This window comes from Curtobacterium sp. VKM Ac-2865 (assembly GCF_015350905.1).
In the GTDB taxonomy this organism is placed as follows: domain Bacteria; phylum Actinomycetota; class Actinomycetes; order Actinomycetales; family Microbacteriaceae; genus Curtobacterium.
Genome location: NZ_JADKRZ010000008.1, coordinates 1 through 12694 on the forward strand (window position 1 = coordinate 1; position 12694 = coordinate 12694).

Sequence of the window (12694 nt, forward strand, 5' to 3'; positions counted from 1 at the left end):
CGAACCCGGCACCGGTGAGGATGATCGCGCCAGCGGCGGCGAGGGAGACCGTGGTCTTGGTGATCTTGCGCATGGTGAGTCCTTTGCTGGTTGCGCGCCGAACACACCCCGCTTGAGGGTGGAGAACCAGCGATGTGCGGCTGGTGAGCGCCCCGGGTGTTTCCCGGTTGTGACAGTGATTCGGCGCCCCTGCCGCAGCGGTTTGGATCAGTTCTGCTCCGTTATCGGTTCGTGACCGAACGGCTCGGGTGACCAGCGCGCACGGGGCATGTCGAGCCTCCAGGCCGTGTCTCCCCACCGCAGCGGCGTGCCCTCGCCGCGGTAGTGCTCCAGGGCTTGTGCCTCGTGCCGGACCGGCGGGAGCCCGCCGGACCGGACAACGCGCCACCACGGCAGGTCGGAGCCCTCGTGGGCCATGACCTTGCCGACAGCGCGCGACGCGCGGGAGCCGAGCGCAGCGGCCACGTCCCCGTACGTCATGACGCGGCCCGGCGGGATGGCGCGGACGACCTCGGCGACGGCGGCGCCGAAGTCAGCCGGGTCCGGGCGCTCGTCGTCGGGGTGTGACCCGACGGCGGCCGGGGGCATCAGAGGGAGAGGACCGCGAAGTGGTCGCCGTACTGGGTCTCGCGGACGACCTCGAAGCCGACGGCGCGGAAGAAGTCCTCGGGGGAGCCCTCGCCGGGTTCGTAGACGACGGTCAGGCGTTCGAAGCCGCGCTTGCGGGCCTCGTCGGCCAGGCCGTGCACGGCGAAGCGTCCGACGCCGCGGCCCTGGGCGGTGCCCGAGACGTTGACGCGCCAGATGCAGGCCTGCAGTTCCTCTTGCGGGTTGTCGGCGTCGAAGCTGCCGATGATGAGGCCGACGACCTCGTCACCGTCGAGCACGACCCGGGGCCAGGAGGCGCTCGGCTTGACGTCCGACTCGGCGACACCGTACGTGGTGGGCTGCACGAACTGTTCCTGCCCTGGCTTGAGCGTCAGGGAGTTGGCCGCGGCGGCGGTCGAGGCGGAGAGTTCTTCGAGGCGGAGGTCCGTCATGCGGTCAGGCTAACGGTGCGAGCACTCCCGGGGCCAGTCGGGTCGTCCTCGCGGGGGAGAGCGGGCTGCGCGGTATGGTCGCGACATGGCGGAACACCGGCGCGGCGCGAACCTGCCGTCGATCGGCGGCTTCAACCGCACGGTGGTGCTCGACGCCGTCCGCCGCTCGCCCGACGGGCTGAGCCGCGTCGAGCTCGCCGGGCGCACGGGCCTCAGCGCACAGACCGTCTCGAACGTCACGCGGTTCCTCATCGAGGCCGGCATGATCGTCGAGTCCGGCACGGTCGTGTCCGGGCGCGGCAAGCCCCGCACGATCCTGCGGCTCGAGCCGGGCAGCCGGTTCGCCGTCGGCGTGCACATCGACCCCGCCGTCGTCACCTACGTGCTGCTCGACCTCGCCGGCACCGTCGTCGCCTCCACCACGACGTCGACCCCGACGGCGGACGACCCCGAGCAGGTCGTGCGGACGATGGCGTCGGCGGTCGACGGCCTCGTTCGGACGTCCGACGTCGACGCGGACGCGGTCCTCGGGGTCGGCATCGCCAGCCCCGGACCCATCGACGTCGACGCCGGCATCGTGCTCGACCCGCCGTTCCTGCCGCGGTGGAAGGACGTGCCCCTGCGGGACGCCCTCGCCGAGGCCACCGGCCACCCGGTCCTGCTCGAGAAGGACGTCACCGCTGCCGCCGTCGGCGAGATGTTCCTGGCGGGGGAGTCCTCGGCGCGGAACTTCGCCTTCGTCTACTTCGGCACCGGGTTCGGCGTCGGGCTCGTCGTCGACCACGAACCCGTGCGCGGGACCGGGGGCAACGCGGGTGACGCCGGCCACATCATGGTCGAGCAGGGACCGTTCGCCGGCACCCCGGACGGACACGGGGACCGTGGTGAGGTCGGAGCCGCGGTCGCCCCCGAGCGCATCGTGCGGATCGGGGCGTCACGGGGGCTCGACCTGGGGGACGTCACGGACCTCGGGTCGGTCGACCGGGCCTGGGACGCCTTCGCCGCTGCGATCGACGCGGGCGACCCGACCGCCATCGAGCTCGCAGCGCAGGCGGGCACCGTGATGGGCCGCGCGGCCGTCGTCATCGTGAACCTGCTCGACATCGACCGCGTGGTGTTCGGCGGGCCGTTCTGGTCCCGGGTCGCCGCTGCTGCGCTGCCGGCGGCGCGGGCAGCGATCACGGAGTCCCCGATCCTCGTGCCCAAGCACCCGGTGACGGTGGTCGAGACCGACCGTGGGGCCGACGTGGCCGCGGTCGGGGCGGCGTGCCTGGTGCTCGACACGGCGCTGTCGCCACGGGCGAGCGCGCTGCTGATCCGGCGCTGAGGGCGGCGCGTGTCGCGACCGGTGGCGGACGGGAGGCTCGGTGCCGGACCGGTGGTGAGCCTCCCGTCCGTCGTCGGTGCGGGACCCGCGACCACCGCCCGTTCACCTCCGGGCCACCAGCCGGACGCCCGCATGCTGAACAGTCGTGCAGGTCCGGCCCGCTCCGCTCGAAGGATCCTGCATGCCCTCCCCCTCCCTGCGCCTCGGCGCCGCCGTCGCGACCTGTGCCGTGCTGGCGGCCGGTGTCCTCGCCAGCGCCCCGGCCGTCGCCGCTCCTGCCCCCACTGCCGCTGCTGGCCCAGCTGCTGCCGCTGCTGCGGCCCCCGCCGGGTTGGTCGTGAACGAGGTCGAGTCCAACGGCGACGACGTCGACTGGGTCGAGCTCGCGAACACGTCATCCGCTGCGATCGACGTCAGCGGCTGGTCGATGCTCGACAGCGACGACACGCACACCCCGTACGTGCTGCCGACCGGGTCCGTCGTCCCCGCGGGTGGCTACTTCGTGCTGAACCAGAAGTCGACGACCGCGCCCGGGTTCGACTTCGGCCTCGGCAACCCCGACGCGGTGCGGATCTCGGACGCCAGCGGGGCGCAGGTGCTCGAGTACGCGTACCAGGAGCACGCGAAGGTCACGTACGGCCGCTGCCCCGACGGCGTCGGTGCCCTCGTCGACACCACCCGCTCGACGAAGGGCGCCGCGAACGACTGCTCCTCCCCGGTCCGCATCAACGAGGTCGAGTCGCAGGACGGCGTCCCCGGCGACTGGGTGGAGCTGGTGAACACGGGCAGCACGTCGGTCGACCTCGGTGGCTTCGTGTTCCGTGACAGCGACGACACCCACGCGTACACGATCCCGGCCGGTACCACGATCGCCGCGGGGGGCTTCGCGGTGCTCGACGAGGCCGCCTTCGGCTTCGGGCTCGGCAAGGCGGACTCCGCGCGACTGTCCGGCCCCGGTGGTGCCCTCGTCGACACGTACTCGTGGACGGCGCACGCCGCGACCACCTACGGCCGGAACCCCGACGGCACGGGCGACTTCGCCGAGACCGCCGAGGCCACCAAGGGGGCGACCAACCGCTTCGCCGGGGTCGTCACCGCGGAGGCCTGGCCCGGCGGTCCCGACGAGACCGTGCTCGACGACGCCGACACCTTCGCGGGTGACCTGAGCGGGCTCGACTGGCAGTCCTCGTCCACCGCGAAGGACGGCGGCGTGCTCTGGGGTGTGCAGAACGGCGACGGGCTGCTCTACCGCATGGTCTCCGACGGTGCCGGTGGATGGGCACCGTCGAACGCTGCGGGGACGGACCTGCGCTACGCCGACGGCTCCGGGACCCCGGACGCCGAGGGCGTGACGGTGACCGCAGACGACCCCGGTGCCGTGTACGTGTCGACCGAGCGGGACAACGACGTGTCCTCGACGAGCCGCCCGTCGGTGCTGCGCTTCGCCACCACCGACGGCTCGCAGGCGACGCTCCGCGCCACGGACGAGTGGAACCTGGCGGCGGACTTCCCGGGGCTCGGTGCGAACGCCGGGCTCGAGGGCGTCACCTGGATCCCGGACACCTGGCTGACCGCGCACGGCTTCCGTGACGAGCACGCCGGCGCCGTCTACACGCCGTCGACCTACGCAGACCACGGCGCCGGGCTGTTCCTGGTCGGCGTCGAGGGCACCGCGAGCACGTACGCGTACGCGCTGATGGGTGACGGTTCCGCGCAGCGCGTGGCCACCATCGCCTCGCCGTTCAGCGTGGTCGCCGAGGTGCAGTTCGACTCGACGCTCGACGCGCTCTGGGTGGTGTGCGACGACGCATGCGCCGGCCGCACCGCGCTGTACACGATCACCGACGGCGTCTTCACGCTCGACACCGTGTACGAGGCCCCGGCCGACGCCTCCCGCACGCTCGCGAACGAGGGCTTCGCGATCTCGGACGTCTGCACCGCGGGTGCGCGTGCCACGTTCTACGCCGACGACAACGACACGGACGGCTTCTCGCTCCGGACCGGCACGTACCCGTGCACGGTCGAGACGACCCCGACTCCGACGCCTGGTGACGGTGGCGGGACCCCGACGCCTGGTGACGGTGGGACCACGCCGACCCCGGGTGACGGCGGGACCACGCCGACACCGGGTGACGGTGGCACCAGCCCGACCCCGGGTGGCGGTGGGTCGACCCCGGCACCGAACCCCGGCGGCACGGCGCCGACGGTACCCACCGCTCCGTCCGAGTCCGCGCTCACGACCGCGAACCGCACCCTGACCGGGCCGGCCTCCGCACGCCCGGGTGAGACGATCACGATCGGCGTCGGCCGCGAGCACGCCGGCGAACGCGTCCACGTCTGGATGACCTCGACCCCGGTGCTGCTCGGCACGGAGACCGTCGCAGCGGACGGCACCGTCCGTGTCACCATCCCCGCGGATGCCCCGGCCGGTACCCACCGCATCGTCGTCACGGCGCTCGACGGCACCGTGCTCGGATGGACGACCATCACGATCGACCCGACCACCGGCACGGCGGTCATCGGTGGCCTCGCGTACACGGGCACCGACATCGCCGGAGGCATCGCGGCCGCGCTGCTCCTGGTCGCAGCCGGGGCCGGCGTGCTGGCAGTGCGTCGCCGTGCACCGTCGGCGCCCACCGACTAGCCCCCGTCGTCACGCATCGAGGGAGCAGGGATCGTCGAGTCGCCCGAGAGCACTCGACGTCTTCTGCTCCCTCGACGTGCTCCAGGGCGCCCGGGGCGGGCAGCGCCTCCGCTAGCGTCGGGGCATGGGACCCGACGTGCTCCGCTACACCGCCTTCGCTGCCGAACCGGAGGGCGGGAACCCCGCCGGGGTCGTGCTCGACGCCACGGCGCTGTCGGACGCGGACATGCTCGCGATCGCCGAGCGGGTCGGGTACGCGGAGACCGTGTTCGTCACCGGCACGAGCGACGACCGCGTCCTCGTGCGGTACTTCTCGCCGGCCGCCGAGGTGCCGTTCTGCGGGCACGCGACGGTGGCGCTCGCGGTGGTGCTCGCCGAACGTGACGGCATCGGACCGCGGGTGTTCGCGACCGCCGCGGGGGACGTCGCGCTCGACACGACGCTGGACGAACACGGCGCCGTGCAGATCGCGATGACGAGCGTCGAGCCCGAGGTCCGCGAGTTCGACCCCGCGCGGCTGTTCGCGGTGCTCGGCCTGACCTCCGACGACGTCGCGGACGGGTACCCCGTGTTGGAGTCCTACGCCGGCAACTGGAACCCGGTCGTCGTGCTGGACGACCGCGAGCTCTTCCACCAGTTCCGGTTCGACCCCGTCGCACTGGCCGACCTGAAGCGCGAGCGAGGCTGGACGGGGACCGTGACCGTGCTGCACCCGACCGGGCCGGGGGAGTACGAGGCGCGGAACCTGTTCCCCGTCGGCCGCATCACCGAGGACCCGGCGACCGGCTCGGCGGCGGCGTCGACGGGCGCCTACCTCCGGGCGATCGGACGCGCTCGGGCTGGGGACCGCGTCGTGATCCGGCAGGGGCGGCACGTCGGGCGGCCGAGCATCCTGCTGGTGGACGTCACCGAGCGTGGCGGGATCACCGTCCGCGGCGGGGCGACCCCCATCCCGGACTAGTCGAGGGTGCGACGCGCGGGACCCCCTGCCACGAGCGGGGGCCAACGCGCGTTCCTTCCCCTCACGGCTGCGAAGGGAAGCGGTTTCGCGCGTTGCGGGTCGGAAGGTCCGACCTCCTCCGCGCGAAACGACCTCCTTCGCGCGGAACGACCTGCTACGCGCGAAAGGACCTGCCGCGCGGGGAACGACCTGCCGCGCGCGTCGGACGGACACTGCGCCCGAACCGTGACGCGGAAGGGCTTGACACGGGTTAAGTCAATACGGTGGACTAACTGCGCAGCGCGGGCACTGTAGCCCGCGAATCCGTGCAAAGGAGCACCGATGAAACGCACCCGCATCATCGCTGGACTCGCAGCCGTGGCAGTCGCCGCAGTGGGTCTCGCAGGCTGCTCGAGCTCGGGGTCCGCCTCGAGTGACACCATCAAGATCGCCTACCAGAAGTTCGGCGCCTTCCAGCAGCTCGACGCCCAGATGAAGGTCGTCAAGAAGGAGTACGAGAAGGCGAACCCGGGCAAGAACGTCACGCTCGTCCCGATCCAGGCCCAGGGCAACGACTACTACACGAAGCTCGCGCTGATGAACAAGGCGCCCGCGACCGCGCCCGACGTCATGTACGAGGACACCTTCCTCGTCAAGGCCGACGCCCAGGCCGGGTACCTCCTGCCGCTCGACAAGTACACGGCGAAGTGGAAGGACTGGGACCAGTTCTTCGACAACGCCAAGCAGGCCGGCGAGGGCGTGGACGGCAAGACCTACGGCGTCCCGATGGGCACCGACACCCGGGCCCTCTGGTACAACAAGGACATCTTCAAGAAGGTCGGCCTGCCGGTCCCGTGGCAGCCCAAGACCTGGGACGACGTGCTCGACGCCGCCAAGACCATCAAGCAGAAGTCCCCGGACACCATCCCGTTCAACGTCTACTCCGGCAAGGCCCAGGGCGAGGCCTCGACCATGCAGGGCTTCGAGATGCTCCTGTACGGCGCGGACGGGTCCGGCAACACGCTCTACAAGGACAAGAAGTGGGTCACCGGCTCGAAGCAGTTCGAGGACTCGCTCCAGTTCATCAAGGACGTGTACCAGGGTGACCTCGGCCCGACGCCGCAGCAGGCGCTCGACACGAACGTCGGCACCACGATCGCCCAGACCTGGCTGCCGAAGGGCAAGCTCGCGATCGACCTCGACGGCTCGTGGCAGTCGGGCACCTGGCTCAAGTCCGGCACCGCTCCGTGGCCGGAGTGGAACGACGTGATGGGTCAGGCAGCGATGCCGACGCAGAACGGCCAGGCCCCGGGCTACAACAGCATGTCGGGCGGTTGGACGCTGTCGGTCGGCAGCAAGTCGAAGAACCCGCAGGCCGCGTTCGACTTCATCACGACGTTCCTGAACAAGGACGGCTCGCTGAAGTACGACACCGAGAACAGCCAGATCGCCGTCCGCAAGGACGTCGCCGAGGACACCGCGTACACGGACGCCAACCCCACGTTCAAGTTCTTCTCCGGGCTGGTGGAACACACCAACTTCCGCCCGGCGACGAGCGACTACTCGCAGATCTCGAACGCCGTCCAGGTCGCCATGGAGTCCGTGATGACCGGGCAGCAGTCACCGAAGCAGGCCGCCGCCGCCTACGACGACGCGGTCGTCCAGACGGTCGGCAAGGACCACACCGTCTCGGGCTGACGCAACCCCAGACCGGACGGGAGGCTCGGCGCACGTCGTGCCCCGATCCTCCCGTCCGGCTCTTCCCCACCTTCGGAACCCTCTCCGCACCCGGAAGGCAACCAGCGTGTCCACCACCCCCCTCGCGCCGACCCTGTCGGCGCCCGGTGCGCCCAAGCGCACCGATCCGCCGGTCCCGCGCAAGCGGCGACCCCTGCGCAACGCCACCCGAGCCGTGCCCCTGCTGCCGGCCGTGGTCCTCCTCGTCGTCTTCCTGCTCGGCCCCGTCATCTCGTCGTTCTACGGGTCGTTCACCAACTCGGCGCTCACCGGCGCCGGCGCTGCCGACCAGCAGTTCGTCGGGTTCAAGAACTACGTCGAGCTGTTCCAGGACCCGGACTTCCCGAAGTCCGTCATCCTGACGATCGTCTTCCTGTTCGCCTCGGCGGTCGTGGGGCAGAACGTCCTCGGGCTCGGCCTCGCGCTGCTCATGCGGTCGGCGAACAAGGTCGTCCGGTCGATCGTCGGCACCTTCGTCGTCGCGGCCTGGGTCCTGCCGGAGATCGTCGCCTCGTTCGCCGCCTACGCCTTCTTCAACGACGAGGGGACGCTGAACTCGTTCCTGTCGGTCTTCGGGATCAGCGGTGCCAACTGGCTGTACACGTACCCGATGTTGGCGATCATCCTCGCCAACATCTGGCGCGGGACGGCCTTCTCGATGCTCGTTTACTCGGCCGCTGTACAAGAGGTCCCCGAGGAGATCACCGAGTCGGCCGAGGTCGACGGCGCGACCGGCTGGCAGCGACTCGTCTACATCACGCTGCCGGTGATCCGCCGGAGCATCTCCACCAACCTCATGCTGACGACGCTGCAGACCCTGTCGGTGTTCACGCTCATCTACGTGATGACTGGCGGCGGGCCGGGGACGAACTCGTCGACCCTGCCGATCCTCGCCTACCAAGAGGCCTTCAAGTTCTCGCAGCTCGGCTTCGGGACGGCGATCGCGACCATCCTGCTCGTGGTCGGCGCGGTCTTCTCGATCATCTACATCAAGGCACTGAAGCCGGAGGTGGACTGATGGCACTCACTGCTGACCGTCCCGTGTCCAACGTCACCCGCTCGGTCACCGCCCCGGGCGCACTGCACATGACGTCGCCGCGCGGCCGCACCATGCGGTGGACGGCGAACGTCGTCCTGCTCGTCATCGCGGCGTGCTTCGCGGTGCCGCTGCTCTGGCTGGTGTTCGCCTCGCTCGACGCCCAGGCATCGCTCTCCGTGAAGATCCCGTCGCAGTTCACCCTCGACAACTTCGCGAAGGTGCTCACGCCGGAGCTGTCGTTCATCCCGCTCGCCAACAGCCTGCTGCTGTCCGGGGGCACCGCCGTCGTCACCGTGGTCGTCGCGCTGCTGGCGGCGTACCCGCTGTCCCGGTACAAGATGCGCGTGAACAAGCCGTTCCTGTACAGCATCCTGTTCGGGACCGGCCTGCCGATCACCGCGATGATGGTGCCCGTCTACGCGCTGTTCGTGTCGCTCAACCTGATCGACAACATCTACGGCTGCATCTTCTTCCTCGCCGCGACCAGCCTGCCGATGGCGATCTGGATGGCGAAGAACTTCATGGACTCGGTCCCGATCTCGCTCGAGGAAGCGGCCTGGACCGACGGCGCGTCCATGTTCACCACGCTGACGCGCATCGTGATCCCGCTGATGCGCCCCGGGATCGCCGTCGTGTTCATCTTCGTGTTCATCCAGGCGTGGGGGAACTTCTTCGTCCCGTTCGTCCTGCTGCTCTCGCCCGACAAGGTGCCCGCCGCGGTGAGCATCTTCAACTTCTTCGGGCAGAACGGCGCCGTCGCCTACGGGCAGCTCGCCGCGTTCTCCATCGTCTACTCCGTGCCCGTCATCGCGCTCTACGTGATCGTGTCCCGCGGCCTCGGCGGGGGCAACGCCCTCGCCGGCGGCATCAAGGGCTGACCGAACTCCACCGCTGGGAAGGAACCCATCTCCATGCACCATGACGAACCGCTCGTCCACGCCCGCATCGCCCGTCTCGTGCGCGACCGCGTCGACCCCGCCGTGCACCGGCGCTCGGCCCCGGTCACCATCGAGGCCTGGGAGGTGCCGGGTGAGCCGGTGCCGTTCGACTCGGCGGTGACGCAGTCGTTCACGCCCTTCGCGGTCGGCTCCCCGTGGGGTGGCCGGCCGTGGGGCACGACGTGGTTCCGGGTGACCGGGACCGTGCCGGACGACTTCGGGACCGCCGAGGGCACGGCGGCGGAGCTGTTCGTCGACCTCGGCTTCACCAAGCGGCACCCCGGCTTCCAGGCCGAGGGCCTCGCGTACCGCCCCGACGGCACGACGATCAAGGCCATCGAGCCGCGGAACAACGCCGTCCCGCTCGAGGTCGGGCCGGGGGAGTCGTTCGAGCTCTACGTCGAGGCCGGTGCGAACCCGGACATCGGGGGCGACGACTTCCAGGGGGCGACGCCCCTCGGGTCGCGCTCGACCGCCGGGGACGAACCGATCTACCGGCTGAAGGCGCTGGAGGTCGTCGAACGTGACGACACCGTGTGGGAGCTGCAGCAGGACTTCTGGGTGCTCCGTGGGCTGATGGCGGAGCTGCCCACCGACGGCACCCGGGGCGCGGACATCCTCCGTGCGCTCGAGCGAGCCGCCGACGCGCTCGACCCCGACGACGTCGCCGGGACGGCCGCTTCGGCGCGGTCGGTGCTCGAGCCCGTGCTGGCCGTGCCCGCCTCGGCAGCCGCGCACCGTGCGATCGCGGTCGGCCACGCGCACATCGACTCCGCCTGGCTGTGGCCCGTGCGCGAGACGAAGCGCAAGTGCGCCAGGACCTTCTCGAACGTGCTCGACCAGATGGACCGCGACCCCGACTTCACGTTCGCGTGCTCGTCGGCGCAGCAGTACGCCTGGATGCGTGACGAGTACCCCTCCGTCTTCGCGCGGATCAAGCAGCGCGTCGCCGAGGGCCGGTGGATCCCGGTCGGCGGCATGTGGGTCGAGTCCGACACGAACCTGCCCGGTGGCGAGGCCCTGGCGCGGCAGTTCGTCGCCGGCAAGCGCTTCTTCCTCGAGGAGTTCGGCATCGACACCCCCGAGGCCTGGCTCCCCGACTCGTTCGGGTACACCGGCGCCCTGCCGCAGATCATCCGCGCCGCGGGCTCGAAGTGGTTCGTCACGCAGAAGCCCTCGTGGAACGAGACGAACGTCATCCCGCACACGTCCTTCCACTGGGAGGGCATCGACGGCTCCCGCGTCCTGACGCACCTGCCCCCGGCGGACACGTACAACTCGGACGTCTCACCCGCCGACCTGCACCGCGGGGAGCGCCAGAACAAGGAGCGCGGCACCGCGAACACGTCGATGCTGCTCTACGGCTTCGGCGACGGCGGTGGTGGACCCACGCGCGAGATGGTCGGCGCCGCGCACCGGCAGCACGACCTCGACGGCTCACCCCGCGTGACGCTCGGCACACCCGCCCAGGTGTTCGAGCAGCTCGAGCAGGACCTCCCGACGCCCGGCGTCTGGTCGGGGGAGATGTACCTCGAGTTCCACCGTGGCACCTACACGTCGCAGATCCGCACGAAGCAGGGCAACCGCCGCTCGGAGCACCTGCTCCGCGAGGCCGAGCTCTGGGCAGCCACGGCGGCGGTCCGGCTCGGCGCGGACTACCCGTACGACGAGCTCGAGGAGGCCTGGCACACGGTGCTGCTCCAACAGTTCCACGACATCCTGCCGGGGTCCTCGATCGCCTGGGTCTACGAGAACGCCGAGGAGCAGTACGCCCGCGTGGCCGCGGTGCTCGAGGGCCTGATCGGGACCGCGACGACGGCGCTCGCCGGGGGTGACGGCGACGGTTCCGTCGTCCAGTTCAACGCCTCGCCCGTGGCGGCCGGCGACGTGACCGCCCTGGGTGGTTCCGTCGGCGTGCCCGGTCGAGCCGTGCCTCCCGTGCGCTCCGGTGACGGCTTCGTGTTCGACACCGGCGTGGTCCTGGCGACCATCGACGGTGCCGGCCACGTCGTGTCGTTCGTCGAGCGCGCGTCCGGGCGCGACGCGATCGCCCCCGGATCGGCCGCGGCCGAGTACACGGTCTTCCGCGACACCCCGAACCAGTGGGAGGCGTGGGACATCGACCGCGCCTACCAGCGCAACGGGAAGCCGCTGGAGGCGACCTCGGTGACGATCGAGGGGGACGCGCTCGTCGTGGTCCGCCCGACCGGAGGATCCACCGTCACCACGCGGTACTCCGCCGTCGAGGGTGAGCCGGAACTCGTCGTCGAGACCGAGGTCGACTGGCACGAGCAGCAGAAGCTGCTGAAGCTGGCGTTCCCGCTCGACCTGAAGGCCGACCAGGCCTCCAGCGAGATCCAGTTCGGCCACATCGACCGGCCGACCCACCAGAACACCTCGTGGGACTTCGCCCGCTTCGAGACCGCTGCACACCGCTGGGTGCACGTCGCGGAGCCCGGGTTCGGCGTCGCGGTGGCGAACGACTCCACCTACGGCCACGACGTCACGCGGGCGACCCGGCCGGACGGTGGCACGACGACGCTCGTCCGCGAGTCGCTGCTGCGCGGGCCGACGTTCCCGGACCCGCACGCAGACCAGGGACACCACGTGTTCCGCACGGTGCTGCGCGTGGGTGCCTCGGTGCTCGACGCGGCGGACTCCGGCTACCGGCTCAACCTGCCGGTGCGGTCGGCCCCCGGATCGGCCGAGGTCGAGCCCCTCGTCGTGGTGTCGTCGCCGCAGGTCTTCGTCGAGGCCGTCAAGCTCGCGGAGGACCGATCGGGGGATGTCATCGTCCGGTTGTACGAGGCGCTCGGCGGTCGGGCGACCGGGGTCGGCGTGGACTTCGGGTTCGCCGTCGGTCCGGTGAGCCAGGTGGACCTGCTCGAACGGCCGCTCGGGGCGACGTGGGACGCGGGTTCGCCGGTGTCGCTGACGCTCCGCCCGTTCGAGATCGTCACGCTGCGGGTGCAGCGGGCGTAGAGCCGCGGCGCCGGACGGGCACGGGTGCGTCCGTCCGGCGTCGTGCG

At 70.9% G+C, this 12694-nt stretch carries 9 protein-coding genes; 7 read left to right on the forward strand and 2 right to left on the reverse strand.

The window, feature by feature from the left end; translation table 11 throughout:
• Positions 1 to 207 precede the first annotated feature (207 nt).
• Positions 208 to 588 (reverse strand): MGMT family protein, encoded by a 381-nt coding sequence (locus ITJ54_RS16675; RefSeq protein ID WP_194630214.1) that lies wholly within the window; start codon positions 586 to 588, stop codon positions 208 to 210.
• The gene (locus ITJ54_RS16680; RefSeq protein WP_194630216.1) at positions 588 to 1040 is read right to left on the reverse strand and encodes a GNAT family N-acetyltransferase; all 453 of its coding nucleotides are present in this window, start codon (positions 1038 to 1040) and stop codon (positions 588 to 590) included. Before ITJ54_RS16680 ends, ITJ54_RS16675 begins: the two co-directional genes overlap by 1 nt.
• Before the next feature lie 85 nt (positions 1041 to 1125).
• Between ITJ54_RS16680 and ITJ54_RS16685 the strand changes: the two genes are divergently transcribed.
• From ITJ54_RS16685 to ITJ54_RS16715, 7 genes are all read left to right on the forward strand, one after another.
• Positions 1126 to 2367, forward strand: coding sequence for an ROK family transcriptional regulator (locus ITJ54_RS16685; protein WP_194630218.1), 1242 nt, complete (start codon positions 1126 to 1128; stop codon positions 2365 to 2367).
• Between the two features lie 181 nt (positions 2368 to 2548).
• Positions 2549 to 5011 (forward strand): lamin tail domain-containing protein, encoded by a 2463-nt coding sequence (locus ITJ54_RS16690; RefSeq protein WP_194630220.1) that lies wholly within the window; start codon positions 2549 to 2551, stop codon positions 5009 to 5011.
• 124 nt (positions 5012 to 5135) lie between these two features.
• A complete protein-coding gene (locus ITJ54_RS16695) occupies positions 5136 to 5972 on the forward strand; it encodes a PhzF family phenazine biosynthesis protein (protein ID WP_194630222.1) in 837 nt (278 codons plus the stop codon).
• Positions 5973 to 6293: 321 nt separating this feature from the next.
• Positions 6294 to 7649 (forward strand): extracellular solute-binding protein, encoded by a 1356-nt coding sequence (locus tag ITJ54_RS16700; protein ID WP_194630224.1) that lies wholly within the window; start codon positions 6294 to 6296, stop codon positions 7647 to 7649.
• A 106-nt stretch (positions 7650 to 7755) separates the two neighbouring features.
• On the forward strand, positions 7756 to 8706 hold the full coding sequence (locus ITJ54_RS16705) for a carbohydrate ABC transporter permease (RefSeq protein ID WP_194630226.1): 951 nt from the start codon (positions 7756 to 7758) through the stop codon (positions 8704 to 8706).
• Between the two features lie 68 nt (positions 8707 to 8774).
• Entirely contained in the window at positions 8775 to 9605 is an 831-nt protein-coding gene (locus ITJ54_RS16710; RefSeq protein ID WP_267425533.1) for a carbohydrate ABC transporter permease, read from the forward strand.
• 33 nt (positions 9606 to 9638) lie between these two features.
• The gene (locus ITJ54_RS16715; RefSeq protein WP_194630230.1) at positions 9639 to 12647 is read left to right on the forward strand and encodes an alpha-mannosidase; all 3009 of its coding nucleotides are present in this window, start codon (positions 9639 to 9641) and stop codon (positions 12645 to 12647) included.
• Positions 12648 to 12694: the final 47 nt, after the last annotated feature.

Coding starts and splice junctions, on each gene's coding strand:
- ITJ54_RS16675 (WP_194630214.1), bottom strand. CDS start 588: ATGCCCCCGGCCGCCGTCGGGTCACACCCCGACGACGAGCGCCCGGAC.
- ITJ54_RS16710 (WP_267425533.1), top strand. CDS start 8,775: ATGACGTCGCCGCGCGGCCGCACCATGCGGTGGACGGCGAACGTCGTC.
- ITJ54_RS16700 (WP_194630224.1), top strand. CDS start 6,294: ATGAAACGCACCCGCATCATCGCTGGACTCGCAGCCGTGGCAGTCGCC.
- ITJ54_RS16695 (WP_194630222.1), top strand. CDS start 5,136: ATGGGACCCGACGTGCTCCGCTACACCGCCTTCGCTGCCGAACCGGAG.
- ITJ54_RS16715 (WP_194630230.1), top strand. CDS start 9,639: ATGCACCATGACGAACCGCTCGTCCACGCCCGCATCGCCCGTCTCGTG.
- ITJ54_RS16685 (WP_194630218.1), top strand. CDS start 1,126: ATGGCGGAACACCGGCGCGGCGCGAACCTGCCGTCGATCGGCGGCTTC.
- ITJ54_RS16680 (WP_194630216.1), bottom strand. CDS start 1,040: ATGACGGACCTCCGCCTCGAAGAACTCTCCGCCTCGACCGCCGCCGCG.
- ITJ54_RS16690 (WP_194630220.1), top strand. CDS start 2,549: ATGCCCTCCCCCTCCCTGCGCCTCGGCGCCGCCGTCGCGACCTGTGCC.